The sequence below is a fragment of the Vulcanisaeta sp. JCM 14467 genome, assembly GCF_001316245.1.
Taxonomy (GTDB): Archaea; Thermoproteota; Thermoprotei; order Thermoproteales; family Thermocladiaceae; genus Vulcanisaeta.
The window spans coordinates 1-25,484 of record NZ_BBDM01000017.1; the positions used below are offsets into that span (position 1 = coordinate 1).

The window sequence follows — 25,484 nt, forward strand, 5'->3', positions numbered from 1 at the left end:
GTGGCGTTAGTCTCATTAATGAATACCCTGATCCACCCCAGGCAGGTTATGTAGTTATTAACAAATTCATTCGTCTCAACATACACCTCAGGTCCACTCAATGACCCGTTTAATAATGGGGTCAGTGTCTCGTTGATCTCACCCATGCATTGACTGAGTTGCTGTGGCATGGGTATTGTGGTGTTTAGTAACGTCGATAATTGACTAAGGGCCCCTGAGACATTCTCACCCAGTGGTGTGATGTATGGCATTACCACCTGTAATAGCGTGTGGGTCCTTGCACTTGGGGGAGTTAGTAATGAAATTGTTATTATTTCGGTCTTAATAATTGTTAATTGCCTAATCGTTGAGTTATAGCCCGCACTCATTAATTCATTATACGTCGTATTTAACACGTTGATTGCGGTGTTTAAACCTAGGAGGGCATTAGGCGGCACGTATAGGTGTAGGTGCTTTTCCTCATTGCTTAGTATTCCAATGCTCATGTTTAATAGGTACGTGGTATTACCACCCTTGCCTAATGCCGTCAAGACTCTCAATGTGAAGTTAGCTATGGTCTCATTACTTAACAAGTTATTAATTATGGTATTATTTAGTGCCGACGTAAATGAAGCATAGTTGTTAATCACCGTCTGTGTTGAATTAACATGCCCACCAGCCATTAACTGAGCGGCGAGGTTAATCGCGCTATTTAACGTGACAATAGCCTCCAGGTAGTTACCCGCATTGGCGTAGGATACCGCCTCATTAATTAACTCAATAACTGCCGTTGAATTAATACCACTCGCATTCAGAGCCTCAACAATGCTCAGCCATGATTAGGTGAACGTAGTAAGATGCGATGAGACTTGTGGCATTAACACTCCCATTGACGCTAATAGATGAATTAACACTTTGGGCATACGAAATAGTAATACCCATAATGACTAATAGGGCGATTCCCACAAGGAGGAGTATTGCCAGGGACCTCATCGGAATTGAATTTAGGGAATAGATATATTTAAGGAAGCGCCCGTGGAAAGACCGTGAAAAGATAGAAATGCAATAATAAAATTTAAATTATGGACTTAATACATTAATGCAGTGTCTCTATGTCCCGTACAATTAAGATTGAGGTCGATGCCTACCTACTCTTTGCCGTCTTATTTGGAGTCCTAATCATCACTGGCCTAGTGATTTATGCCGTAACCGCAAACCTTACTGAGTATGAGAACAATTTAGTAAGGGCTCTTGGCTACGTACCCTGCAAGGCACCCACATTATCAAAGTACGTAAATATTCCCCTACTATATTTACCAAATGGTACACTACTAATTGGTGGCAACGTGGATAACATCATCATGGTGGATTTCGCACTCAATGGGACTTACTACATAACTGGTGAGTTCTACTTAAGGCCGTCGGTTTACGTGTGCATAATGCCGGAGGCTGCGACAAGTCTCATTCCATTAACTGTCGGGAATAACACATTCATACCCAGAAATGGTTATGGCTACATAAGGTGCGTGAATGGTAGTGGCCCGGTATGGCTCAACGTAACCCTAGGGCCTGGGGCATACACAATAATCGTAGCGATTTACGGGCATAACGAACCAAACACGCCAATAAACATAACGGTACTAAAGCCATTAACTGGGACGCTAATTAGCAATATTGTATTCTACCCACAATGTGGATACACCTCACCGAATGTCGTACCCCCAAATACGCCAAGGGAGAAGCCACAACCAATACCTTTCCAAAGCGAAATTATTGGAATACAATGATTTGCTGGAGCCCCGGCCGGGATTTGAACCCGGGACCTCCCGCTTACAAGGCTTGCACGGGGCGATTGCCCCAGGGCGCTCCGACCGGCTGAGCTACCGGGGCTCGGCACTTACTGTGTTACATGGGTTTTAAATTTTTCGTAATGTATTTACCGTGAATTACCAATGCCCTGTACCTATTATGGGTTATGTGCTTAGTTTGGAAGTTGAGTGGGTATGGCTAATCTTAGGGCTTACGTAGTTATTTTTATGGATTCAATATCCCTGGCTTGCCATTATGTCCTCAACTGCCTGGTTGAATAGGTAGCCTATTTCGTGTATTTTAACCGTGTCTTCATGCCTTGGTCTGGTTACTGTGGCTATGTAGACACCGTAGTCTGAGTGATTACCCTCCTCTGGTCCCTGTGGGTTTCCGTAGGGTGAGAATAGTATTATGTGCGTTATGTCACCCCTCATTATTAAGGTCCTCAATGCCCTGTCGAGTTGGTTATAGATTTCGCACCTCATTTGTGGCTTTACGTGTAGGAATCTGTCGAGTGCATTTATTGAGGCTATCACGGGCCTTGCCTGGGCCTCGGTTATTATAGCACTTATTACGTTGTTTATTTCCGTGGCTGGGTCAACCTCCTGGTCCATCTTTATGCTGTACTTTCCGTATGTGGGGTTTGTTATTGGTATGTTTATCAGTGATGCCCTGGTTAGTTTAACTAGCGGCGCCTGCATTGGGTCTATGCTTGGTATGTCCTTAACGGGCTCCATCATAAGCACCGACCACCAGGACTTGTCTGGGTACTGGGGCTTTTTGTTCTCGGTGACTCCCCTCTCTATTGAGTTCATTAGTGATAGTAGGAAGTTCGTCTCACACTCCATGAAGCCCTGATACTCAAGCCCTGGGACACCCAGTAGTATTGGCTGCATCCCACTACGTCACTGTTTTGCCTTTAATATCATTTCTCAGTCATACTTATGACTAACGATTACGTAACTCACGTAAAATCAACCTCAGGCTGCCTACTCTTTATTAACTCCCTGAGGAGGACCGTGGCATAATTACCGCGGGGTAGTCGGAAGACCATGTCCAATTCACTACCAATTAAATTAACGCTAATAATCATGGGCTTGATAAATAACGGTCTATAACCACCCCTAACCGATAACTTGGGTATTGACTTGACCATGAACATCGCCGGGTCCACACCCTCACTCCTAAGCACGCCAAGCTCCATATCGCCCTGAGGACCAGGTAGAAGCCTAGTGTTATAACCCACTAAGTGACCAACGGGGACTGCGCGACCCCTCACTATCAACTCATTGACCTTATCCACCATAGACTCATTCACGTGGATAACGTGCTTTGTCGGTAACCCATGCTCATCGAGTAGGGCAACAATGTCACCAGGCAACGCCTATTTATTGGTAGGCCCCTGCCTATCCTCTCGCTCAGGGCTAGGTTGAATAGGTATGATTGGTATGATTCCACGTATAGATTTAACAATTCGTGAGGTAACTTCCTGAGGGCGTTAACGAAGTCCCTTGGATTACTAACCAATTGCCTAAGTACGGCTCTCTCAGGGTAGTACTTGTAACTCCTCGGTATTAGCTCAAGGGCCCTTGAGTAATCACCTCTCGCAATGAGTTCCCTGGCTTCCCTAATCCTTGGCGGCTCCATCGGGTATGCATGGGCTAGTAACTCATCGACAGCCTTATCAAACTCCCCAAGGACTATGTACTTACCAATGACGTGGGAATTCGGTCTCCTCAGGCCGAACCTTTGATAACCGTAGTAGGTCGGTAATCCCCTCTCCATTAATTGATTAAGCACACAATTAATGCTTCCCATCCTAGATATGTCGATATTCCTGACCCTAATGGTGAACTCGTTACCCCAAATATCGCTGGTTATGAAAGCCCTATCCATGCTCACCGCGCTGAGCACCTTAACATCCCTACCAAAGTCACTGGGCACATCATTAATCGAGACCCCACGCACAGAAACTATTTGCGACGTCACCGCCACAGCATCCTTAAGACCACCGAAGCTAATGTCACGTGGGTTAACACCGAGCTTCCTACTAAGTATTAGTAACAACGTTATTGCGTCAATACCCCTCTTCTCAATTATCATCCAGACCCAAGGACCTGGCTTATTAACGATCTTGGGTAGCGGCTTTCCGGTTATGCTGGTCGGCACGACCTGCCCATCAATAAGCACCTCCTCAACAATGAAGTCCTCGAGTCTCTCCTTAACCCTACCACCAACACCCTCACAGTCAGTGATGTAATAATTCATCCCAACATACCTATCAAGCCAAGCCTCGGATGCCAATGGCATTATACTGACCTTGGCAGTGAAGGGAAAGAAGAGGAATTTAATACTTAGTGACACATTGGCTCATCAACTCGGCAATATCTAGGTATGCCTTCCCAAGGCAGTCCCGGCACAGCACCTTAGTAACTCTATTATTGATTATTTCCACGTAACCGAGATCCTCAGGCCCAACCCAGCGACCACACGAAGAACACCTCCTCAATCCAAGCAACCTATTTACCTCACTAACTACTTCTGATGCCTCATTATTTATTAATACATACCTTTCATTGTCCATCTCAGCCACTGCAATCGTTAATCCTTTAACCCTCATTAGTGAAAGTTTTCTGAAGCTACCCATCAACTAGTTACTCTCCCTGCGATTAATAAATTACTTCCAGAGTCATGTATACAATAAGTAACAGGGTTGAGTGAAACTTTTACTTCACTTCCTGCCCACGACTCGATAGGCAATGCCCGATGAGCTCGTCGACGCGTGTGAACGGTGACTTACGTACGTTATACCCCATACTCATTAACTTACCAATTAGGGATAGGTAGTCACTGAGCCCCATGCTCTGTGGTAGGGAGACAAAGACATTACCATCGCAGTAATTGGTGTCTGTCTTAACATCCACGGGCTTTGGTAAGGTGAGTACGAAGTCCTTACCAATGACCCTACTCACAGCCCTAACCCTAAGTCGGGTGATTGAGGAGAAGATTGGGTCCGAGACCTCGACACCCTCAACCCTAGGCACCGCAAACTTACTATAGGGTATTAAGCCGGGGTTGGACCAATCAATCACGTATATGTTGGATTCATACTGCCTTGATAGGTGTACGGAGAATGTTCTCTTAACGACCATGCACTTAGCCTCGAGGTCTATCGTTAACTCCCTACTGACTAGCTTATTAGGCACTAGGTCGGCGGGCTCCCTAACACCGGCTAGTATGGACTCAGGGTTCTCATAAAATATTGCCAGGCCTAGGTCTAGGACGTTAATGTCATTGATAAGTTTGAGGTAATTATTCATCATTATGAGATCAACCAGGGAGAAACTTCTCCTACTGAGCAAATCGATTAGGGCCCCTGCCAGGTCAACATCCCTGATCAAACCCCTCCTATACTGAATTGCCAATGCGTGGACATCCTCGATAAAGCTTGCATTACCCGTTAGCCCATTCCAAACCCTTAGGAATGGGCTATTAATCGACTCGTCATAACCACCACCAACCATCACGATGAGCGATAGGGCTTGCTTCATATTCCTCGTTAGTAACTCATCCAGTGTTTTGTAGTCCTCGATTAGGCGTCTCCATTCGGGGTAGTCAATGTAGGCTAGCACGCCATACTCCTTATTAATGACTTGTTAATAAGGCATTGCCGTGTATGTGTTGACTAGTAAGTGGGCTAGGTCAATGATGGCTTGGCCGCTTGGTATAGCCATTAGTAGGGAGGCGCCTGACTCGATCATTAGGGTAAGGAGTGAGTATGAAAAATCATTCCTAATAACGGTTGGTGATGTGGTTACCCTGAACACAATTAAGTATTGGAGGGTACCCAACCTTGCGTTTATGGATTTAAAGACGAGGAGGACCATTGGTATGGGTGGTGCCGAGGCCACGGGGTTCGACGAAGTCATTAGTATAGTGAATAGCCGGCCACGTTGAGTATTGAGGTGATTAACGCGGTAAGGAGGGCCATGGCGATGGCGATGGGTGGGTCGAGGGTGCTCATTCAGGTTGATGGTGAGGAGGATTTACTCGCCATACCAGCCGTGCTCCTGGCGCCGAGGGGCTCGTTGGTGCTGTACGGTCTCTATACCGGTTACTTAATCGCAATTCCCATCACTGACGAGTACAAGCTAGCAATGCTAAAATTATTCTCAATGATGAGACCAGGCAATGCCTAGGCCCTACGTCATCATAGTCTCAGCAGCCTCGATAGATGGTAGGATAGCCAGTAAGACGGGTTACTCAAGGCTTTCCTGCCCCTTCGACCTAAAGAGACTCCACGAGGTGAGGGCAAGCGTCGACGCAATAATGGTTGGGGCCAACACCGTGATTAATGACGACCCATCACTAACGCCTAGGTACGTTAAGGCAAGTAGGAACCCAATAAGGGTGGTCATAGACGGTAAGTTAAGGATACCACTGACGGCTAGGGTGATTACGAATAAGGAGGCGCCAACAATAATAGCCACCACTGAGGCGGCCGATCCCAATAAGGTGATGCAACTGATTAACATGGGCGTCGAGGTTTGGGTAATGGGTAAGGAGAGGGTTGACCTTGGTAAAGTCCTCGAGAGGTTATTCACGGAGAAGGGAGTTAGGAAAGTCCTCGTCGAGGGCGGCGGCCACCTTAATTGGGAGTTGATTAAGGAGGGTCTCGTTGATGAGATTAGGCTCACGATATCGCCTTACATATTTGGGGCAGGTACATCATTCATGGAGGGAATTGGCTACCCAACAACGATGGAAGGACCAAGGCTGAGACTAAACTGGGTCAGGGTTTGTGAGTGCGGTCAGGAGGTTGTGCTTGATTACACCGTTGAAAGGCTTAATTCCTCGTAAACCACGTTTAAGCCATAACGAGGTCGGTAATTGATTACGTTCAATTACCCACCTGACCCATGAATATGGCTAATCCGTATGGCCTTGAATACTCTAACCTGCCAGTGGTTGGATCAACACGAAGGCCAAGGCCCTCAAGCGTCACGACGCCCAGTAATGGCTCTGGAGACTCCATAATGACGACTGGAAACACGCCATCCCTATCGAGGAATCGCATGTAGGCTAAGGACAAACTGGCAGTAACCTCACGACCATCAGCTAGCTTAAGCCTTATTGTGGTCATGGGCTTTATACCCAGGTCCTCAGCGAGTCCCGGACCTATCACCGTGTAGAACGCGCCAGTATCAACTAGGAAATCAACCTCCTTAACTTTCGACCCATCCGCACTGCCTATAACGCCCTTAACCCTAACATAACCCATATGCACATGAATAATAACTAGGAGTAATTAAGCCTTTAGGAATTACTGTGGGGTTATTTCAATCCTTATTCGGCCCAACTTTTATGAACACCCGAAGTAAAAAAAAAAATCCGATATGCAGTGTTAAGTTGATGGGTATGAGCCTGTCTAGGTCGTGGGTTTTAGCTCTATCAATACTCGCCATACTAATGGCAATAGCCATCACCTTCACAAGCCAGTACATAATTATACCAAGGCACGCGAAACCCACTGAGTATCAATCAACTTATTTCTCATTACCTACCAGCGCAAATGTCTTCGTGGTAGGTCCCCAATCACTAACTAAAAACTTAACGGGATTAGGATTCCCATTAAGTGCCATAAGCTTTGTTAACCCTAGTGAATTACCCTCAACACCTAGCGGCTCAGTCATAATCATAGATTGGAACTACGTAAACAAGACACTGCACATAAATTATAATGAATTAGCAAGGGCACTGGAGAATCCAATAGGTAAGAATGACCTCATCATAATCATAAGCAAAGACCCAAAGGAGATCCTAATGCTTGAGGAGACAATAGCCGTGGCTTGGGGTAACCACTATCACAGTAAGGTAATAGGCTTCCCAGTCTTCTCTATCAATGAGTCATCATACATCGTCGGCTTTGGTAATAATGGTTTAACAATTAGTGTGGTGCCTATCAACCAGATAGAGCAATTGCAATCAATAATGAGGACTTGGTACAACATAACTCATAAGAGCGTCAATATTAATACCGCTGCCAATCTTGACCCAATAATTAATCAAGACCCATGCCAATACATACAAGTTAACTATGGTGGGCAACTTAATGGTCAATATGGTTGGTTCTTCGGTACAGGACCTCGACAAATAACCGCGTATTATGATGGAATAACCTCAACATATCAATTCGATTATTGTATCGTAGTCGTTAACTCTATGTCCACAGGTATCATACCTGAGGTTCCAGTTGAGTATCTTGGCTTCATGAATTATATACCAGGCTTCAGCGGTGGTTCCTTCGCCTACTACAGGGCTGGTATTAACATGACCACGGCGTGGGATGACTATTACGGCGTGCTGAACGGCATTAACTCATACATGGGGTATGTAGGTGGTACGGGTATACAGCCTGGCACAATCACCTGTACGCCTGGTATATTGAGCTATATCAGCATATCAGTACCTTTACCAGGTGGTGTTACTCTTAACTTCCAATTCCAACCAACGGCCTCTAGCACAGGTACGACCGATAGGAACTTCATAACGGATTTTCAGTCCACGCCCACGGTATCGCTTAATAACATTGTTTGGTGGTTCGCATTCCTCAACCAATGGACCTGCCTACCGCAATCAACGAGTGCCAATGCTTGGTACCCAGTGGGTTTTGAGGTCAATAGTGGAGAATGGGCATTAGTTCAGGGAGCTAATAATCTCAATACCGTGGTCTCGCCAGTCTATTGGGAGAGGGGTGTCGTGTGTTATGGCTCCTATCCTTATGAGAATGCATTTGGTAGCGTTGTGTATTTCGTACTTGAGTACCAACCAGGCACGCCCTGGACTGTTAAGCAATTATCGATTAACTACCCCTCTGGTGTACGTACAACGTGATCTACGGTACTAATAAGTGCCCATAATTATTGCTCCTTCTATCTCTCAAAACTACATTATTATTTCATAATACTGTGTCATAATTATTAGGGCTTATGTTAATTCTGGTCTATACGTTGAAAATGGACGGGATAAAGCATAATATAGTCCATAGTAAAGTATTATTTTAATGAAGACGGTATTTGTAGGAACCTGCGGATTCCCCACCTCACGATCTAAGTACTACTCGCTATTCAGGGTTGTGGAGTTGCAGGACACGTTCTATGACATGCCGACCCAGGAGAGAATGAGTAACCTAAGGAGTGAGGCGCCCGGTGATTTTCAGTTTGCCGTTAAGGTGTTCCAGGGCTTAACCCACACGAACGATTCACCGACATGGCGTAGGATGAGGAGGACTAGGCTCACGGGCAACCTGGGTAATTATGGCTTGCTGAGACCCACTAGGGAGAATCTCAAGCTTTGGGACGAATTCCTCAAGGTAACCAAGCCGCTTAACCCGGTTTTCTACGTGTTTCAGACTCCGCCGTCCATGGAGATTACTGAGGAGTCTGCTAGGGAGGTTATTGAGTTCTTCCGAACCATAGGCATTGGCGAGAGGGCTGGTTGGGAGCCAAGGGGCATTAGCTACAATAATATTGACCTGCTGAGGAGGATTTTCGAGGAGGCAGGCGTGATCCATATCGTTGACCCATTTAGGCGGGAAGTCCTGGTTCACCATGGCATGGCGTACTTTAGGCTTCACGGTATTGGTAAGGGCGAGGTTAATTACTCATATAAGTATACTGATGATGACTTAAGGAGACTTAAGGAGTTGATTGATGGTATTGAGGAGTCCACGGTTTATGTAATGTTCAATAACGTTCACATGCTTAATGATGCCCTTAGGTTTAAGGAGTTGATTGGGAAGTGAGTATGCAGACCTTCAGTAGGCGCGTGGCCGAGGAGGTCCTTAAGGTCCTTGGTAGCGACGATGTTAAGGTACTCGACCAATGCAATTGCTTGAACTACACATACGTGCTGATTAACACGAGACTTGGGGAATTCCTCGGGATAGCCTACACACCCACCGAGGACCTGAGAGCCGGTGAGATAGGCGTTGAACCGAGGGTTGAGGAGCTCCCTGAACTCGTTACCAATCTAGACTCATTGGTCAGGGCGTTGGGTGTCGCCTTAATTAACGCCATATCCCATTACCTGGTTGTTCGTGAGGGGTTAAGGCTGAGTCAGGGTGATTTAAAGAGTGAGATCTTGAAATACGTAAGGCCTAATTGCACGGCATGTTTCGTGGGTAGTATCACGCCTGTCGCTGAGGCGCTTAGGGGTGGGTGTACCGTGTATCAATTGGAGAGGAGGAGTGACTTGAGACATGATAGTTACCCAGATATTGATGCGCCACTTATAATACCCAACTGCGACCTACTCGTGATAACGGGCTCAGCAATCGTGAACAACACAATCGACCAACTACTAGCCTGAGAAAGGGCAATGCAATTACTGTGCTAAGTGGGCCAACGGCGGCTGCCTATCCTCCCGTGCTTCATGACCTGGGTATCGACGTTGTTGGTAGTTCCTTGGTTAGGGACCCGCGCGTCATCGTTCAACTGCTTAAGCTCGGTGCTGGTTATAGGTTGCTTGATAAGAGGGGGTTATTATTTAAGTACGTATCCACGAAGACAACTCAGTGGGTAAGGTACTCGTCATAGTTAATTGTAGTAGGAGGAAGTCCGTGGACATGGAGGAGGTTAGGAGGAGGTTGGGTAGGGTGCCTGGCTTTGACCTTGAGAGTGAGGAGTGGTACAGGGAGGTTCTTAGCGATTTAGTGAAGCCAGCTCTTGACATGTATGATGGGCCTGAATTTAGGGTTTTAAGGCACTTTAGGGATTGCATTGATGTATTCGTCTTATCTGCCAGGTATGGCATTATTTCTGGTAATAGATTGGTAATACCGTATAATGCATACCTGGGCAACGCCGATGAATCCGTAATCCAGAGGTGGGCTGTTTATGGTAACCCTGACCTGGGGCGTTTGATTAGTGGTAAGTGGGATCACGCCATTATTAGGTTAACGAGGACATACATGGGTTATTTCAGGAGGTTGGTAGTTAATCCCTGCGTATTGGGTAGGGAAATTCACGTAATCACAGCCAGAGATAGCATTCTCAATTGCAGTAATGCGGTTCATCACTTCATTAAGGGGCCTGGCGATTCCCAATCAGTACTGAGAAGATTATTGATTGGGCTGTGTCCTTCAATTTCTAATTACTCTAAATAGAAAATTTTTAAAAGTAATCGTCAATAAGGGAAAGACTCCACGACCTTTTCAGGCGAATATCTTAGTAAAAGGCAGTTAGTTTTTTTAAAGACATTGTTTCTGCGCTATCATAAAGTCATAGATATGAACAACAGCATAAATAATAATTTGCGTAATAGTGTAAGTGAGGTCGGCCTGCGTAGGGTGCTTGGATTCTGGGATGTATTCTTCGCAAGCCTAGGCGGGCAATCACCCTTCCTTAGCGACTTGACTTACGCCTCAGCGGTTTTGGCAATAGCTGGCTTGGCAGGTCCCGTGGCAATAATAATCGGTACCCTGGTCGCGTTTATTAATGGCTTAGTGGTTGCTAGGCTGAGTAAGAGAGTTACTGAGGCTGGCGGTTATTATAAGTACGCCACTAAGTACCTTGGCGGTAAGCCAACGGGCTTCTTCATTGGTTGGAATTACCTATTCTACGCAATCCTTTATGGCGCGGCTTACGTAATTGGTGCCTCGTACCTAGCCAGTGGATCCTGGGCATTCCCTGGCAGGTCAGCTATCCATATCCCTATTGGTAATGACGATATTGGCGTACCTAGGTATTAGGATCTCGGCTAAGTACGCAATCTTTGCCGGCTCTCTGGAGATGGTAGCCCTCGTACTAATATCCGTGGTGTTATTGCTAATTCCTCATGGGATCTTCTTCAATCCCTTTGCTTACATGAGTTCGGTACCGTTATCAACACTGATGGTTGCCGTGGTCTACGCAATAGCCATACCTACGGGCTATGGCACAATAGCGCCGTTGAGTGGTGAGGTTAAGAGGGCTAGGGAGATAGTTAGTCGTGCGGTTCAAGCCGTCATAATCACCGGAGGCGCCCTGGCTGCCTTAGCCATTTACTCAACGGCTGTTGCGGGCTTATCGTACATGAACATCCACGAATTCATTAACTTCCTAAGCAAGGCCACTAGTAGAGGTTTATCGCCTGTTATCATCATACTGCATCACTTCCTCGGCGTATTACTCGACCCAATAGTAATATTTGCGATGATTAATGACGGCGTGCTCGGTAGTCTTGCCTATGTGCTTGCTGCGTCAAGGACGCTATACGCTATGGCTGATGATGGACAATTACCAAGCATATTATCGCTGATTAATAGTAAGGGTAACCCAGTCATTTCGGTATTAATCAGCGCATTAGCCCTTGACGCACTTGCCATAACAACGACCTACTTACTCGGCCCGTTCAACGCCTTCCTACTCCTTGGCTTCCTATCAATGCTCGCAAACCTAATCGTTCACCTATCAGCCAACTTCGCCCTCTTTAGAGCAGCCACGAGGAAGATTAAGGCCGTGCTCTACGGCGTAGACACCATGAGGGGTTTGGATAAGGCCGTGTCCATAACCGCAGCCTTAATAACGATATTCACGGCTGTAGAGTCCGTGCTTGGTGTAAACCTGGTCGAATTAACGCCGTACTTTGTGGTTCTAGCGATGGTTGTCATTTACCTAATGGTAAGGTCATTATTAATGAGGGGGCTCCTCGGGTCCGGATTTCGTTATAGAATTGTTAAGTAGTCTTCACAAGCCTTAGGAGTGGTAAAAGTGCTAGGGATACTATCACCATTAGTGCCCAGGGCAGCGTGCTTGACATAACCATGGTTTCTGTGAATAATACACTCAGCCACATGCCAATGACCATGTTAAGGGCGTTTAGGGTCGCCAGGGATAGGGCTGGGTTCTCGTGCTTGGCAGCCAACGTGTATGCTGCCGTCAGTGCTAATTCGTTTGTGAAGCCCATTAGGCTTCCAGCAATTATTATGGCCGCCACGTTTAATGTTGGTACTGAAAGGAGTGGTATCGTGCTATTATTGTCAGTATAATTATTAGTAATACCCTATTCTTAATGATGTCGATTACCCGTCCAGAAAGTCCTCCGAAGATACTCGAGAATAGCATTATTGATGTGAGCAGTGAGGACGTGTACAGCGGTAAGCCCCTGGACACGGCGTACGTGGGTAATAAACTACCTGCAGCATAATACGCGCCCCAGAAACCACTTGTTGCTATACCTATTACTATCGCATCACGGCTAAACCTAATACGTGGTACACGCATGTAACCACCCTGGAGGAAAAACACCACCAGGCTAATGGAATACCGACAGCACTGAGCAGCATTGTTGATATCCTCCACCCAAGGAATGCATACGTAACGCCCCACGCCAACCCTATACCAGAGCCGAGACCGAATGCTGCGTTATAAATGCCGAGAAGTGTGCCGACTCTTTCAGGGTAGGCTGTCGATAGCATTGCGGCGCCTGTCGAGAAGAACAGGGCAGCACCAACACCGGCGATTAGCCTGAGGATTAATACCTCGTAGAAGCTGGTGCTGAGTGGCGTTAATAGGCCAGTTACGGCCATAATTAACAGGCCGAGACCCGCCGTCCTCGCATTACCAATGCGGCTTGCTATTACACCCGCCGGTATTTGGAATGATGCCGCACCAACAATAAATATGAATGGCACCAAACCAAGCAGTGCCTTGCTAACCCTAAACTCAATACTTATTATTGGTAGTGCTGGTGCCAGGTAAAACCAGTAGGCACTATATACTATCCTTGCCAGTATTATGACTATGGCTATTACCGACCTCCTCACCACGTGCCATTACTCATAACGTATTAATTTTTTTATTGCAATAACTCACATTCAATGACTTATATATCATCCCTGAAATTATAAATAGTATAAATATTAAAAGTAAAACATACGCTTTTAAATTAATACTAACTATCAATTACTTCGTATGGTCGCAGCATCTAGCATGGCTCTGGCGGCAACAGACCTTGTGTATATAGTTGGTGGTGCCATGCTAATAACGGTCGGCGGTGTCAATATGAATATTGGGAAGAAGAATGAGCCAGGGACTTGGGCATCGTCTTCATAAGTGGTGGAATCATGCTATTAATAGGTACGTTATTTGACGTACTCGCAGGCGATGCCCTAGCCGCAGCTGCCACTGCCGTCTTCGACGCACTCCTATGGATGATTGGTATAGCGGCTACGATAGGTAAGAGCAACCTGTTTGCCATGAACCATGTATTGCTTTACTCAGGGATTTACTTCCTCTTCGTTACCGCATTGGCAGGGCTAACTGCAGATACTGCTGGCGTTGGCGTTGCTCTTCCTTGCGCTCCAGGTATTGACTGCAGCAATAGCCGGTTATAGAATGAGCGCTAGACTACACTGGACCTCAGGTCTCTTGGCGATAATAGATGGAGTACTATTTTTAATACTTGGCGCCGTAGTGTCGTTGGGAGTACCACCACCGCTTGGCATAATACCGCCGTGAAAGTCTAAGTAATCATCATCCATTAAAACATGGTTTTATTTTTCTGTTTCTTTACTCTCAACATCAATACCCATATCCTTTAATAAATAAGCAGCATTATCATAAAGTATCATTTCCAAATCATGCTTGGGTAAACCCGACGTCTCTATACAGTTTAAATTCCTAATTACCTGCCTAAGCCTTAGGTATGGGTAACCGCCACCATAGAGTATTTTCTCAGTACCAACCGACTTTACGAAGTTCCTACCCATTAATGTATTGAATAGTATGCATGAAATACCTGTTGATTCTATGTAAACCCTATCATACCTCTTCACCAGCCTAGCTATTCTCTCAAGCCATGGGTAGGTCATGCCCTCGGATAACCCCAAGGCAGATATTACCAGGTTAATGCTATACCTCTCAAGAACCTCATTGAGTATGTCGGGCATGAGGTTCTTGAAACATATGTCCACATTGTATGGGCAGGGATCTAGGTGCATTATGAGGAGCATGTCATTTTTCTCAACATACTCAAGCACTGCCCTAAAGGCTCTCGTATTTATTGGGTCGAATAATTGAAGGGTGGGTGATACGACGATACCCCTGATATTTAGGCCCTCGAGCTCGTCGAGCTTTTCATAGACGTACTTAACGCCAAGGGATGGGTTAATACTGGCTAGTGGTATGAAGAATCCCTCATAATTTGCTGCCTCATACCATAATTTCACGTTGTCATACATCCTCGGTGACCACATACTCGTTAACCTAAGTATAAACTTACTCCAGAGTAATGCCGAGTATGGGTCCTCCATTGATAATTTTCTAAAGAAATCATTGGGTAATACATGGAATAGTGGTAATGCATCTATTGGTTGTAGGACAACCTTGGTAACCTTCATTAATGAGAGTCTATCCTTAATTAGGGATAAGTCTACAGATGGGCATGCGTGAAAGTCTATTATCATATAGAATGCATATAGTGGCTGCGTTTTTAAATACTATTCACTAAATACTTTATATAATTCATTGAGATAGCACGTTCTTATAAATCTCCCTAAGTACCTTCTTATCGGCTTGGCTGTGCTCGTCTTTGGTAACTCCTTCTCACTAATTATTACCTTGTCTGGTATCCACCACTTCGGTATCTCGCCCCTCTCCACGAACTGCATCAGGTAGTTCCTAATCTCATCCTCCGTAACCCTCTTCCCAGGCCTGGCACGACAATCGCCACAGGCCTCTCACCCCACTTTGGATGCGGAACACCAATAACCGCAACCTCACCAACAGATGGATGAGTACTAATGATGTCCTCTAACTTCGTGCTCACAATCCACTCACCACCACTCTTGATAACGTCCTTAAGTCTATCCATAATCCAAATGTGGCCGTCTGAATCCCATACGGCGACATCGCCTGTGTGTAGCCAGCCACCGCGCCATAACTCCTTGGTCTTCTCGGGATCCTTGAAGTAGGCGGGCGTTAGCAGGGTGACCTAACCACAATTTCACCAATGGTCTTACCATCCTTAGGCACGTCCTTACCCTGCTCATCAACAACCCTAATGAAGGTAAGTGGTATTTGTCTAAGCCCCTTCATTAGGTAGTTTTCCTTCTTATCCTCGGGCCAGTTCAGTGTTGATGCCTTAAATAGGGCTTGGGCAATTACTGGCGCCGTTTCTGATAAGCCATAGCCATTAATTACTATGATGCCCCTAGACCTAGCCAGCTTGTATAGACCTTCAGGTATTGCGGAACCGCCATTACCATACTTGAGACCCCTAAGGTCGTACTTTGGCGAGTCAGGGTGGGTAAGGAGTAGGTATAGTATTACGGGGACTCCGTATATGTAAGTGACCTTCTCCTCACTTATTGTCTTTAGTATGTATCCCCAATCCATACGCCCAGTGAAGACGTACTTCTGACCTGCGAGGAACATGGCATGTGGTCCTCCCCAGGCATGCACGTGATACATGGTTACCAGGGGCATTACTACGTCTCTGACGCTAAGTTCGTAGGGTGGTGCCGCCGTTGATATTGCGATCGCCATGGCATGTAAAACCAACTGCCTGTGAGTGAAGAACACGCCCTTTGGCGGCCCCGTGGTGCCGGAGGTGTAGAATAGTGTGGCTACTGTTCTTTCATCAAGGTCCTTGAAGTCGTATGGGCTTGAGCTCTTTATTAAATCCTCATAATTATAAACCCCAACACCTGGAAGCTTCACCTGCGGTGGTTCTGACTTATCAGTCATTACAACGACTTTCTTAACGGTTTTAAGCCTAGGCATTACTGCCTGAAGCAGCGGTAGGAATTCATCCTTAACGAATAATATCTCATCACCGGCATGATTAATAGTATAGACTATATCCTCCGGTGAGTACCTTATATTAACCGTGTGCAACACAGCACCAAGACCTGGAACTGCGTAATACAGCTCTAAATACCTATGCGAGTTCCACTCCAGTGCGCCAACCCTAGTACCTAATCTCTTGGGATCACCAGGTTTAACACCAAGTTGCTCAAGGGCTGTTGCGAGTCTCCTAACCCTATCCCAAACCTGGCGAAAGTAAGCCTAAGTTTAGGTGCGTCTGGTGGTGCATAGACGATTTCCTGCTCAGGGAATGTCTCGGCACCCCACATTATTAGGTTCGTAAGCGTTAACGGGTAATCATAGAATTCCGATGCCTTTTCGATTAGCTCCTCGGCAGACATCATTAATATTAATTTTAGAGAATCCTTAGGCTTAATTCTTATCATTAATATATAGCCCTATTTACTCGTTTAATAAAAATCAAGGATAAAGCTGATAAATAACAATTATATTAAAATCGATAAATTTTAAGGTAATATAAACAAAGGAAACTCCAATAAGTTAATCATATACGGGAATAAGACTGTTGAGAATACGTGCTGTTGATTCCGGCGATGATGATGCGTATATATAGGGTATTTATTAACTATGTTTAAGTGCGTGGGGCTGGAATAGTCCTTGATGACTGATATTCTGGATCTGTTCCCTCAATATGCAGAGGAACTGAAACTACTCAGAAAGACCGCTAGGGAGTTCGCACAGAGGAACTTCTCGCCAGAACTTGCCAGGGAGTACGAGAAGAAGGAGGAATTCCCATGGGAATTATATAGGAAGGCTGGTGAACTCGGCTTACTGGCTCCATCAATACCCACTGAGTATGGGGGTGGCGGCTTCACAACATACATAGCCGATATAGTCGTTACTGAGGAGTTGGTTAGGGCGGAACCAACGCTGGGAGTTGCGATAATGAGCGGCCCCTTTACATCCCACATGCTCTACTTCTTTGGCACCGAGGAACAGAGAAAGAAGTACTTACCGCCAGTCTATAGGGGTGAAAATACATTCTTCGGCGCATATACTGAACCTGAGCATGGTAGTGATATTACGCAGTTAAATACTGTTGCGGAGAAGAAGGGTGATAAGTACATAATTAGGGGCATGAAGACCTTCATAACAAATGCACCAACTGCTAAATACGGCTTACTCCTAGCACAAACAGACCCAGGGAAGAGACATAGAGGTCAAACACTCTTCATAATACATACCGATTGGCCTGGCGTAACCATTAGAAGATTAACGGGGAAGTTAGGACAGAGGACAATACCCGTTGGTGAGATTTACCTCGATAATGTCGAGGTCCCCGCCGAGAATATATTAGGCGGTGAAGAGAAGGGCCTAAACCAAGGCTTTTACTGGACCTTGGCTTACTTCAACGTCTCAAGGATCGGAGTCGCAGCCCTAGGGCTTGGTATGGCTCTTGCGGCCTTTGACAAGGCCCTTGAATACGCACAGAAGAGAGCCCAATTTAATCAGACAATTATAAACTTTGAGATTATTCAGGAAAAGCTAGCTAGAATGGCGATGCTCATTGAGGCAGCCCGATCATTAGTCTATAGGGCTGCGTATTACGTTGATGATTACCTAAAGTTTAAGATTGACCCAAGAGCCATGGGTGCAATTGCAGGCGCTGCTAAAGTTTACGCGACTGAAGTTGCAAGTTATGTAATTGACGAGGCAATACAGATACACGGTGGTTATGGGTACTTCGAGGAGTTTAATGTGGAGAGGTATTGGAGGGATCACAGGGTCACGAGGATCTACGAGGGAACAAACGAAATAAACCTACTAACAATTGCTGATGCGTTAAGGAGAGGAGTATGGAAACCATAATACTTTCTCCTTAAATTAATTTTAAATCTAAGTAAATGTAAATGACGCCGAAATTTACGCCTATATATAAGCTATACTTATTTATCTGCAAATTATAAGTTATTCATGCCTAGATCAGCCACGGAGTACATAAACTCCGTTAGAGACGGCAGGACCGTTTATTACAGGGGTAAGAGGGTTGATGATATAACGACTCACCCTGTCATTAGCATAGCCGTTAGGCATGCGGCGGATTTATTCGACGTTAAGGATAGGCTTTATGAAGACCCTAATTATGGGCTCATAAGCAAGTACTTCAGGGTCCCCAGGAATACGAATGACTTGCTCGAGAGGTATAAGTTGATTTATGAAGATACCCTCAGGTTTGATGGCTTATTTAACATTGTGCAGGCGATTGGTAGTGACGCCTCTTCTCATTGATGATTATTGCTAGGAAGGTTGATAGGAAGTACGGCACTAATTACTATGACAGGGTAATGAAGTATTACGAGTATGTCGTTAAGAATGACCTAGCCATAGCCGTTGCCCAGACAGATGTTAAGGGTAATAGGGCTAAGAGACCCCATGAGCAGGAGGATAAGGATATGTACCTTAGGGTCGTGGAGGTTCGTGACGATGGCATTGTGGTTAATGGCGCGAAGATACACACCACGCAGGGTCCTGTGGCTAATGAGATAATTGTATTGCCGTACAGGGCCATGGTCGAGGGCGACAGGGATTACGCAGTTGCTTTTGCCGTGCCTGCGAATGCGAAGGGCCTTAAATTCATTGTTAGGCCCGTGCTTGAGTATGATGGCAATCCGAACGCAGTTAACTCGGCGAGTAGGTTTGAGGTTGAGTCATTAACAATATTCGACCACGTATTCGTGCCGTGGGACAGGGTATTCCTATTCAGGGAGTGGGACTTGGCGGGGCAGTTGGCTTGGACCTTCGCGACTTATCACAGGTTCACGGCAATATCCTATAGGGCGGCCACGGCAAACCTATACCTGGGCGCCGCACTATATGCCGCCAGGGCTAATGGAATTGAGAATGCACCGCACGTGAGGGATTGGCTTGTGCAGATGATAATGTATAAGGAGATCATGAGGATGGGTGCCATGGCCGCAGCCCTGGAGCCCTGGATTGACGAGGGAATTGCCATACCAAACCCAGTATACACGAACGTCAGTAAGCTCTACGCCAATGCCCACTTCATAGATGTTGTGCATGGCTCATAGACATCGCAGGCGGCCTAATAGCCACAATGCCCTCACACGACGACTACGCCAACCCAGAAGAGAGGCAGTACATTTCGAAGTACCTCAGGGGCGCCGTTGATGGAGATACTAGGTACAAAATAATGAGCTTGGTGAGGGAATTAGGCGCAAGCCACTTGGTGGGTTACTTGCTAACGGCCATGATACATGCAGAAGGCTCTGAAGCAGCTAGTAAGATAGGAATGCTGAGGGAGTATAATTACAGAGAAGCTGAGGAATTGATAAATAAAATACTGAATAAGCTAAAATTATAGTTAGTAATTAATTCATAATATAAAACCATTGTTTAACATAAAATCAAAAATAGTAGGATAATATTCATAATGCTTGATACTTAAGGTAACAAAGCTATTTAAGTTTCTTGATACTTAGAGCAGCAAGTCATGAGCCTTGATGAGTTCAATCCATGGTGGAGGGGTAGGGAACGTATTGATGAGGACCCTGACATAGTTAGATTGCGTAATGCCAGGGTTAGGTGGGTTCCTAGGGAGATTAATCTCGTGTCTCTGAGGCCGTTTTCGCTCAATTTCATTTATGGACCAGGCAGGTGGGTAAGACGACAATGATCAAGTTAATTATTAAGGACCTGCTCAATGAGGTTAGGCCCGAGGCTATTTTTTTACTATAGTTGTGATTTGCTTAGTGATTATGAGGAGTTGCTTAACGTATTAAGGAGGTATCTCAGGATTAAGGAGGAGCGTGGTATCAGGACTAGTTACATATTCCTTGATGAGATCACGTACGTGAATGAATGGTTTAGGGCGATAAAGTATGGCATTGATAGGGGATTGTTTAGGGATGACGTAATCACTATAACGGGCTCCACGAGCCTATTCATAAAGGGTGATGTGGAGACATTCCCTGGAAGGAGGGGCTTCGGTACTGACGTGGTGGTTTACCCGCTTAGTTTTCAATCATACATAAAGGCCCTGAGACCTGATGTCCACGTTGAACTTGGTTGGTACGAGGAGATCAGGAACCTCTTTGAGAAGTACTTGATAACTGGTGGGTTCCCGCTATCGATCAATTCCTACTTTAGTACGGGCACAATAACCAGTGACGTCTATAAATCATACATTGACTGGATAATTTATGATGTGAGGAGGGCAGGTAAGGATGAGGGCTTGGTTAGGGAGATACTCTCGATACTGCTCGAGAAGGCTGGCTCTAGGGTAAGCCACAACTCGATAGCAAAGGACTTGGGTATATCCCATAGGACGGTGTCTGAGTACCTTGATTTGCTTAGTAGGATGTTCCTGATAACGGTGTTGAACTACGTCGATGTTAATACAGGGAGTAAGGACTATAGGAAATTGATTAAGATACATTTCACTGACCCATTCATATACAGGGTGGCGTCGGTATGGACAGGCGTTAGGGTGCCCGATGAACCAATAATTGTGGAGGGTGTTGTGGCGTCGCACCTGGCTAGAACTGGTGAGGTTGGTTATACGACTATTGGTGATAGGGAGATTGACGTGGTCTCGCTTAGGGATTTCGTTGGTTATGAGGTTAAGTACAGCAGGGGTGCTGAGCGGCTGGGCGTAAGGGCTAGTAGGATGAGGAGGGTTGTCACGATCTCGAGGGATGTGGAGGATATTGATGTGATACCTGCCCACCTATTTTTAGCCAGCATTAACGCGTAGGTACATTCTCACGACTTCTCAAAGCCGAGTACATCAGCGAAGTTACCTAGGTCGAGTAGCCCATGCCTTGATAGACTTTATGGTCTCTTAATAAATTCCTTAAGCTGTGGTCTTCTTTTATGGACGTTAAATTCATTATATATTTTCTGATTAATTGTTTCTTCTTCTCATCGCTTATATCCTCATACTTATGGTAAAGTATCGTTATAATAGCATCCCTTAATTCCTTATTTTTCTCAATAATTTTTATAATCGAGTCAGCATTAACGGCTAAATATTTACCACTTCTATAAACATTGGCAGTAATACTATATTGAGACCTCAACTTCTCGAGGATCTTCTTTGCCTCATTCTCATCATTAACTCTACATATAAGTCGAAGTCTATCAGAGGTATCCACCGTGAACTTCTTGCCAGCAAGAATAATACTATAGTCGCCTTTTCTCCTTATTTTTAAATTTAAGGAGTTTATAAATCGTTTTATTTTTTTTCGCCGTTGCTTCTTGACGTAAAAAAGATTAAAATATTTATTAATATTGGCTCATTTACAGTGATTTCATTATATATCATTTTTAGTACTTGAATAGCATTTTGAAAAAATTCGCAATTCTGATACATTGGGTTTATTACGTTTATGGTAATTACCTACCATAATTCTTAGCATCTTCTCCCACAAGTCTAGCTTTTGCTTCCCTGTAAGACCTGCTTCTGGGTAAATCCTGTTATTTTGTTTTTTTCTGTAATACGATATAACCGTCACCTAACACAGCAGTAAAGTAGGTAATCAATACATTATGAAACGTTAATTCAAGCTTCGGTTTTTCTTTAAATTTATAATCAAGAGATATTAAACTCCACATTAATTTTACATCTTTCTTATTTATATTAATGCGTGAGATTATTAAATAATTTTTCCCTGGAAACGCAAGTAACCATAATATTATTTGCCATAAATATACGGTATTCATGCGTGGATGGTTACTTTTCTTATCAATACTTCCATCAGTATTCATAAGACCTACTTGTATTGACCTCCTTATTAGCTCTGAAATTAAAGGAGGTACATTAGTATTAATACCGCCAATGCCCTTTATTGTTAACATCACAATAATTTTACCATTAATCTTATTAGCGGTTATCGTCACGTACTGGCCCACTATTGTTAAACCACTCCTTCTCCTCCTTATCTCTCCATATTCGTCTTTAACTAATTTCGTGATCTCCCCATAGACCTTGTCTTTATACCATTGTTTGACTTTATTAGTGTAATCGATTATCCTCTCGATTGCCTCAGCAAATGCCTTAATGTTATCACTGACGTTATTATATTTTTCAGCTAAAGACATTAAATGTTCCCTGAACTTCACTAAATCCTCAATCGTCCTATTAAACACATCATCTACTTCATCTATTCTCCTTAGTATCTTTGCTCTAACTTCTTTGAGAATTTCCATAGTTTCTTTATCAAGAGTTTGTATTAGATTTTGCTCTGAATTCATCTCACTTACATTAGGTATTGATGCATTATTAGTATTATTTTCGCTTGATATTAATGAATTATTGGGTATCATTATTTCATCAAATTTTAAATTATTAACTAATTTATATAGCAATACCGAAATCGAAAAAGAGCTTTACGGTAGATATTTCGTAAGCTGCGTAATGTATAGTCTCGAAATATTGTAATATATTCTCGTAATTAAGGGTCATTACTTAACAAGCCAAGACCACCTTTAGATGTCACATAATCTTGAACTTAACCGAGAACTTGAGAATAAACTGAGACATGAACTCACATTTAATTATGACTATGACACTTTAATAGGGAGCACTTAAGGTTAACATGGCTAATTTATGTAGTCGTTTAACCATGTAGTACGACTGCAATTACCATTATCGAGGTATTTCGATAATGAGGTAAAGGTCATGAAGTAAATTAAGACACTGAGTAATGACGTGCTTAAGCTTAAATACCACGTGACATATATAGTCATGAATAACGAACTAAAGACAACCAAGATTAAGTATATGTGTAGTGAGGAAGTAAATAAGCAGAAAAATGATGCTAAATAAGACAATTTAGGTATGTTATCGATTCGTTGATGCGCTAACCATTTGCTAAGTAGCTTAAGACACTCCTTACCATATTTTCTAGCTACCTAAGTCTTTTGCGAGACTTAGTCAGTTAAGGATATTTCATTATCATAATCGTAAAATATTATTCACAAAATTTAAAATTAACCACAATATAATCTTAATACCACATCTTGAGAATCTAGATAGTTACCACCGCGCTCTCTCGCCTACTTATCCTTTATAAGCATTATCCAATAATACATAAACTATTAATCTCGACTCATTAGCTTGCCCTTACTCTTAGGTACTACGGTCAATAAAATAAATATTGATTAATCAAGGTACTAGGGAAGGGTTGCATTTCTTAAATTTAAGTCAGGGAGCACATAATATAGGCACTATATATGATGTTACTCCCGTAACGTAGGTATTGGGTGGTGCATTTGTGATTGATAATCCAACGCTAGATTGTGAGAGAGTTACCGTGGTGCTTGATTTGGGGATTACTATGATGTTCCACGTAACGTCAACCCAAATGGTTTGAAGAACCTCATAGGCGCATGGGTATTGGGCCGTAACCACCGTATTCTCAAAATCAACCCTAAACATGGCAATGCTCGGCGATGACATGTTCCTTATAAATACGCCGGCTGGCGTTATGTCCTCGAAGGCGTTTGTGAATCCCTGATCATTAGCGCCATAGCCTATGCTGAATACCCACGTAATATTACCTACCTGCACGGCGGGCCCATTGGGCAGGCTTATAAGCATTGATGGGTTGAGAAAACCACCAATACTTTCACCAGGGCCGGGAGGTACACCCACACCACCCAGAAGGGTTGGTGAGAACAAGTATGCCGTTAGTGAACATGTAATAGCTAAACACACTACTCATTGGTGGTGGGTTCCATGAATTGGTGCTAAAGTAGTCATTACCCTCATCACCAACTAGGGCATTTGTTACGCCATTTCTATACTGCTCATAACCGTAGTAATAATCAATAGACCCTAATTGATACAGTAAATAACCAAGGTTATTATACATGGTTGAGAGCTCGAGGTAACCTTCATATCCGAAAACATTAATTGGTAACCAATACCAAGCACTCTCATCAGGACTCACGGCATAGGCAGTATTACCAATCAATAGGCAGGTGTCCCAGTAATACGTTCCGTTATCGTCAGAGTAACCTGGTATGCCGCCGTAGGGCGGACCCTGATAGAAAATCGGCAGTATCCACACAAACGTGGCTTTATTATTTGTGTATATGCCAGGTGCAGAACTTGAGCCCCTCATAAACTCTAGATATTCGATGAAGCAAGGATCAGGATCTGCAGCATCGCTAATGCCATTAATCGTCCCTAGACCTACATTAGGCCTTACTGCATTAAGTAGTAATTGAATGCGCTTACTTAAGTATATGGGTCCGGTCATTAATCCTCCTGTTTAACATGACTTGCCATGAATAGTACGGAGCCGTGAGTTTTCACTGGTATTACTGGGTAAGCCACTAAGTATGCGGGCAATCCCCTTAATGTATTATTAGTGGCCACCGCCCAGGAATAAGCGAGGATAAACTCAGCAATACTCTCATCATTGCCACTTGCATAGATACTAACAACATCGCCCCTGGCAATGGCAATGGCTAAATCACGAATAACTGGGCTCGTTAAGTTAATGGTTACTTTATTTCCTGGATCATTGATAATGACGCTGGGCTTAATCACCGACCAATTAATGATTACAATACTGTCATTAGGCACGTCCGTCAACTGATCCATGGTTATTAACTTAATGAATGATCCGTTGATCCCGACCTGCGTAAGTTGTTGTGCTAATGTTAACGAACCAACTATATAAATGGGCGTGCTAATACCTGCTGATGGTTCATTGGCGGTTTGAGCTACGGTTATTAATCTCCTGCTAACATCAACATTAAAGATTAGAGTAAGTAACGACACGATTAGTATGATGGTAATTATGATGATAAATACTTTACGTAAGTTCACAGGCCTAATTATAAATTATGGTTAAA

The 25,484-nt window shown here is 44.2% G+C and carries 34 protein-coding genes, 1 tRNA gene and 3 pseudogenes; 21 read left to right on the top strand and 17 right to left on the bottom strand.

From position 1 onward, the window contains the following. Window positions 1–662: pseudogene (locus JCM14467_RS12985) on the bottom strand (hypothetical protein); the annotation flags it as partial. A 179-nt stretch (window positions 663–841) separates the two neighbouring features. Between JCM14467_RS12985 and JCM14467_RS18780 the strand changes: the two are divergent. Together JCM14467_RS18780 and JCM14467_RS12990 are read left to right on the top strand one after the other, a co-directional pair. Further along, window positions 842–994: a hypothetical protein gene (locus tag JCM14467_RS18780; RefSeq protein WP_252901663.1), complete on the top strand. Its 153-nt coding sequence runs from the start codon at window positions 842–844 to the stop codon at window positions 992–994. A gap of 97 nt (window positions 995–1,091) precedes the next feature. Beyond that, window positions 1,092–1,766 carry a hypothetical protein gene (locus JCM14467_RS12990; protein WP_054850445.1) on the top strand — a complete coding sequence of 225 codons (675 nt, stop codon included), beginning with the start codon at window positions 1,092–1,094 and terminating at the stop codon, window positions 1,764–1,766. Window positions 1,767–1,771: 5 nt separating this feature from the next. On the opposite strand, the gene JCM14467_RS12995 is transcribed toward JCM14467_RS12990, so the two are convergent. The 6 genes from JCM14467_RS12995 to JCM14467_RS13015 all read right to left on the bottom strand — a co-directional run bounded on the left by JCM14467_RS12995 (window position 1,772) and on the right by JCM14467_RS13015 (window position 5,420). After that, window positions 1,772–1,869, bottom strand: a tRNA-Thr gene (locus JCM14467_RS12995). Between the two features lie 152 nt (window positions 1,870–2,021). Further along, window positions 2,022–2,684 carry a hypothetical protein gene (locus tag JCM14467_RS13000; protein WP_054850446.1) on the bottom strand — a complete coding sequence of 221 codons (663 nt, stop codon included), beginning with the start codon at window positions 2,682–2,684 and terminating at the stop codon, window positions 2,022–2,024. A gap of 68 nt (window positions 2,685–2,752) precedes the next feature. Beyond that, complete coding sequence (gene truD, locus JCM14467_RS18785) at window positions 2,753–3,169, bottom strand: tRNA pseudouridine(13) synthase TruD (RefSeq protein ID WP_252901664.1); 417 nt, start codon at window positions 3,167–3,169, stop codon at window positions 2,753–2,755. Next, on the bottom strand, window positions 3,103–4,098 hold the full coding sequence (gene truD, locus JCM14467_RS13005) for a tRNA pseudouridine(13) synthase TruD (RefSeq protein ID WP_252901665.1): 996 nt from the start codon (window positions 4,096–4,098) through the stop codon (window positions 3,103–3,105). Before truD (JCM14467_RS13005) ends, truD (JCM14467_RS18785) begins: the two co-directional genes overlap by 67 nt. Before the next feature lie 37 nt (window positions 4,099–4,135). After that, window positions 4,136–4,435 carry a hypothetical protein gene (locus JCM14467_RS13010; protein WP_054850447.1) on the bottom strand — a complete coding sequence of 100 codons (300 nt, stop codon included), beginning with the start codon at window positions 4,433–4,435 and terminating at the stop codon, window positions 4,136–4,138. 79 nt (window positions 4,436–4,514) lie between these two features. Next, window positions 4,515–5,420, bottom strand: a complete 906-nt coding sequence (locus JCM14467_RS13015; RefSeq protein WP_054850448.1) for a hypothetical protein — start codon at window positions 5,418–5,420, stop codon at window positions 4,515–4,517. 40 nt (window positions 5,421–5,460) lie between these two features. Here JCM14467_RS13015 and JCM14467_RS18790 point away from each other — a divergent pair, with 40 nt between their 5' ends. The 3 genes from JCM14467_RS18790 to JCM14467_RS13025 are packed head-to-tail and all read left to right on the top strand — an operon-like array spanning window position 5,461 to window position 6,648. Further along, on the top strand, window positions 5,461–5,745 hold the full coding sequence (locus tag JCM14467_RS18790) for a hypothetical protein (protein WP_252901666.1): 285 nt from the start codon (window positions 5,461–5,463) through the stop codon (window positions 5,743–5,745). Beyond that, complete coding sequence (locus JCM14467_RS18795; protein WP_252901667.1) at window positions 5,742–5,987, top strand: DUF359 domain-containing protein; 246 nt, start codon at window positions 5,742–5,744, stop codon at window positions 5,985–5,987. The genes JCM14467_RS18790 and JCM14467_RS18795 overlap by 4 nt, the downstream gene beginning before the upstream one ends. Next, on the top strand, window positions 5,980–6,648 hold the full coding sequence (locus JCM14467_RS13025; RefSeq protein WP_054850449.1) for a 2,5-diamino-6-(ribosylamino)-4(3H)-pyrimidinone 5'-phosphate reductase: 669 nt from the start codon (window positions 5,980–5,982) through the stop codon (window positions 6,646–6,648). Before JCM14467_RS18795 ends, JCM14467_RS13025 begins: the two co-directional genes overlap by 8 nt. 40 nt (window positions 6,649–6,688) lie before the next feature. Here JCM14467_RS13025 and JCM14467_RS13030 read toward each other — a convergent pair whose 3' ends face one another. Further along, window positions 6,689–7,069 carry an aspartyl protease family protein gene (locus tag JCM14467_RS13030; protein ID WP_054850450.1) on the bottom strand — a complete coding sequence of 127 codons (381 nt, stop codon included), beginning with the start codon at window positions 7,067–7,069 and terminating at the stop codon, window positions 6,689–6,691. A gap of 137 nt (window positions 7,070–7,206) precedes the next feature. On the opposite strand from JCM14467_RS13030, the gene JCM14467_RS13035 reads away from it, so the two are divergent. From JCM14467_RS13035 to JCM14467_RS13060, 7 genes are all read left to right on the top strand, one after another. After that, window positions 7,207–8,682 carry a hypothetical protein gene (locus tag JCM14467_RS13035; protein WP_252901668.1) on the top strand — a complete coding sequence of 492 codons (1,476 nt, stop codon included), beginning with the start codon at window positions 7,207–7,209 and terminating at the stop codon, window positions 8,680–8,682. 169 nt (window positions 8,683–8,851) lie between these two features. Continuing rightward, window positions 8,852–9,592, top strand: coding sequence for a DUF72 domain-containing protein (locus JCM14467_RS13040; protein WP_054850452.1), 741 nt, complete (start codon window positions 8,852–8,854; stop codon window positions 9,590–9,592). Window positions 9,593–9,594: 2 nt separating this feature from the next. Further along, window positions 9,595–10,158, top strand: a complete 564-nt coding sequence (locus JCM14467_RS13045; RefSeq protein WP_054850453.1) for a Rossmann-like domain-containing protein — start codon at window positions 9,595–9,597, stop codon at window positions 10,156–10,158. Window positions 10,159–10,178: 20 nt separating this feature from the next. Then, on the top strand, window positions 10,179–10,385 hold the full coding sequence (locus JCM14467_RS18800) for a Rossmann-like domain-containing protein (RefSeq protein ID WP_252901669.1): 207 nt from the start codon (window positions 10,179–10,181) through the stop codon (window positions 10,383–10,385). Next, the gene (locus JCM14467_RS13050; RefSeq protein WP_054850454.1) at window positions 10,364–10,954 is read left to right on the top strand and encodes a DUF6884 domain-containing protein; all 591 of its coding nucleotides are present in this window, start codon (window positions 10,364–10,366) and stop codon (window positions 10,952–10,954) included. The genes JCM14467_RS18800 and JCM14467_RS13050 overlap by 22 nt, the downstream gene beginning before the upstream one ends. A 147-nt stretch (window positions 10,955–11,101) precedes the next feature. Further along, window positions 11,102–11,539 (top strand): hypothetical protein, encoded by a 438-nt coding sequence (locus JCM14467_RS13055; protein WP_252901670.1) that lies wholly within the window; start codon window positions 11,102–11,104, stop codon window positions 11,537–11,539. Beyond that, entirely contained in the window at window positions 11,511–12,512 is a 1,002-nt protein-coding gene (locus tag JCM14467_RS13060; protein WP_054850456.1) for an APC family permease, read from the top strand. The genes JCM14467_RS13055 and JCM14467_RS13060 overlap by 29 nt, the downstream gene beginning before the upstream one ends. Here the strand turns inward: JCM14467_RS13060 and JCM14467_RS13065 are convergent. Further along, window positions 12,505–12,765 carry a hypothetical protein gene (locus JCM14467_RS13065; RefSeq protein ID WP_054850457.1) on the bottom strand — a complete coding sequence of 87 codons (261 nt, stop codon included), beginning with the start codon at window positions 12,763–12,765 and terminating at the stop codon, window positions 12,505–12,507. The genes JCM14467_RS13060 and JCM14467_RS13065 overlap by 8 nt on opposite strands. Window positions 12,766–12,843: 78 nt before the next feature. Here JCM14467_RS13065 and JCM14467_RS19575 point away from each other — a divergent pair, with 78 nt between their 5' ends. After that, complete coding sequence (locus tag JCM14467_RS19575; RefSeq protein WP_256359262.1) at window positions 12,844–12,975, top strand: hypothetical protein; 132 nt, start codon at window positions 12,844–12,846, stop codon at window positions 12,973–12,975. 37 nt (window positions 12,976–13,012) lie between these two features. Here the strand turns inward: JCM14467_RS19575 and JCM14467_RS13070 are convergent, their stop codons facing one another. Next, on the bottom strand, window positions 13,013–13,594 hold the full coding sequence (locus JCM14467_RS13070) for an MFS transporter (RefSeq protein ID WP_054850458.1): 582 nt from the start codon (window positions 13,592–13,594) through the stop codon (window positions 13,013–13,015). A 148-nt stretch (window positions 13,595–13,742) separates the two neighbouring features. On the opposite strand from JCM14467_RS13070, the gene JCM14467_RS18805 reads away from it, so the two are divergent. From JCM14467_RS18805 to JCM14467_RS19580, 3 genes are read left to right on the top strand one after another with little or no spacing between them, the layout of a single operon-like run. Then, window positions 13,743–13,883 carry a hypothetical protein gene (locus JCM14467_RS18805; RefSeq protein WP_252901671.1) on the top strand — a complete coding sequence of 47 codons (141 nt, stop codon included), beginning with the start codon at window positions 13,743–13,745 and terminating at the stop codon, window positions 13,881–13,883. Then, window positions 13,865–14,164 (top strand): hypothetical protein, encoded by a 300-nt coding sequence (locus JCM14467_RS18810; protein ID WP_252901672.1) that lies wholly within the window; start codon window positions 13,865–13,867, stop codon window positions 14,162–14,164. Before JCM14467_RS18805 ends, JCM14467_RS18810 begins: the two co-directional genes overlap by 19 nt. Window position 14,165: 1 nt before the next feature. Then, complete coding sequence (locus JCM14467_RS19580; RefSeq protein WP_256359263.1) at window positions 14,166–14,288, top strand: hypothetical protein; 123 nt, start codon at window positions 14,166–14,168, stop codon at window positions 14,286–14,288. 35 nt (window positions 14,289–14,323) lie between these two features. Here the strand turns inward: JCM14467_RS19580 and JCM14467_RS13080 are convergent, their stop codons facing one another. Together JCM14467_RS13080 and JCM14467_RS13085 are read right to left on the bottom strand one after the other, a co-directional pair. Then, a complete protein-coding gene (locus JCM14467_RS13080) occupies window positions 14,324–15,235 on the bottom strand; it encodes an amidohydrolase family protein (protein WP_054850459.1) in 912 nt (303 codons plus the stop codon). A gap of 58 nt (window positions 15,236–15,293) precedes the next feature. Further along, a pseudogene (locus tag JCM14467_RS13085) lies at window positions 15,294–16,978 on the bottom strand (long-chain fatty acid--CoA ligase). A 280-nt stretch (window positions 16,979–17,258) separates the two neighbouring features. Here JCM14467_RS13085 and JCM14467_RS13090 point away from each other — a divergent pair. From JCM14467_RS13090 to JCM14467_RS13100, 5 genes and pseudogenes are all read left to right on the top strand, one after another. Beyond that, window positions 17,259–18,467: an acyl-CoA dehydrogenase family protein gene (locus JCM14467_RS13090; RefSeq protein WP_054850460.1), complete on the top strand. Its 1,209-nt coding sequence runs from the start codon at window positions 17,259–17,261 to the stop codon at window positions 18,465–18,467. Between the two features lie 105 nt (window positions 18,468–18,572). After that, window positions 18,573–18,887, top strand: a complete 315-nt coding sequence (locus tag JCM14467_RS18815) for a 4-hydroxyphenylacetate 3-hydroxylase N-terminal domain-containing protein (protein WP_252901673.1) — start codon at window positions 18,573–18,575, stop codon at window positions 18,885–18,887. Beyond that, window positions 18,887–19,980: pseudogene (locus JCM14467_RS13095) on the top strand (4-hydroxyphenylacetate 3-hydroxylase N-terminal domain-containing protein). Before JCM14467_RS18815 ends, JCM14467_RS13095 begins: the two are co-directional and overlap by 1 nt. A gap of 129 nt (window positions 19,981–20,109) precedes the next feature. Beyond that, window positions 20,110–20,292, top strand: a complete 183-nt coding sequence (locus tag JCM14467_RS18820; RefSeq protein ID WP_252901674.1) for a hypothetical protein — start codon at window positions 20,110–20,112, stop codon at window positions 20,290–20,292. Between the two features lie 27 nt (window positions 20,293–20,319). Next, on the top strand, window positions 20,320–21,372 hold the full coding sequence (locus tag JCM14467_RS13100; RefSeq protein ID WP_252901675.1) for an ATP-binding protein: 1,053 nt from the start codon (window positions 20,320–20,322) through the stop codon (window positions 21,370–21,372). 46 nt (window positions 21,373–21,418) lie between these two features. Here the strand turns inward: JCM14467_RS13100 and JCM14467_RS13105 are convergent, their stop codons facing one another. From JCM14467_RS13105 to JCM14467_RS13125, 5 genes are all read right to left on the bottom strand, one after another. Further along, on the bottom strand, window positions 21,419–21,772 hold the full coding sequence (locus JCM14467_RS13105; RefSeq protein ID WP_054850461.1) for a hypothetical protein: 354 nt from the start codon (window positions 21,770–21,772) through the stop codon (window positions 21,419–21,421). 322 nt (window positions 21,773–22,094) lie between these two features. Then, window positions 22,095–22,943, bottom strand: coding sequence for a hypothetical protein (locus JCM14467_RS13110; protein WP_054850462.1), 849 nt, complete (start codon window positions 22,941–22,943; stop codon window positions 22,095–22,097). A gap of 880 nt (window positions 22,944–23,823) precedes the next feature. Beyond that, a complete protein-coding gene (locus tag JCM14467_RS13115) occupies window positions 23,824–24,273 on the bottom strand; it encodes a hypothetical protein (RefSeq protein ID WP_252901676.1) in 450 nt (149 codons plus the stop codon). Then, a complete protein-coding gene (locus tag JCM14467_RS13120) occupies window positions 24,248–24,883 on the bottom strand; it encodes a hypothetical protein (protein ID WP_054850464.1) in 636 nt (211 codons plus the stop codon). Before JCM14467_RS13120 ends, JCM14467_RS13115 begins: the two co-directional genes overlap by 26 nt. Next, complete coding sequence (locus JCM14467_RS13125; protein WP_252901677.1) at window positions 24,883–25,410, bottom strand: hypothetical protein; 528 nt, start codon at window positions 25,408–25,410, stop codon at window positions 24,883–24,885. Before JCM14467_RS13125 ends, JCM14467_RS13120 begins: the two co-directional genes overlap by 1 nt. Between the last annotated feature and the right edge of the window lie 74 nt (window positions 25,411–25,484).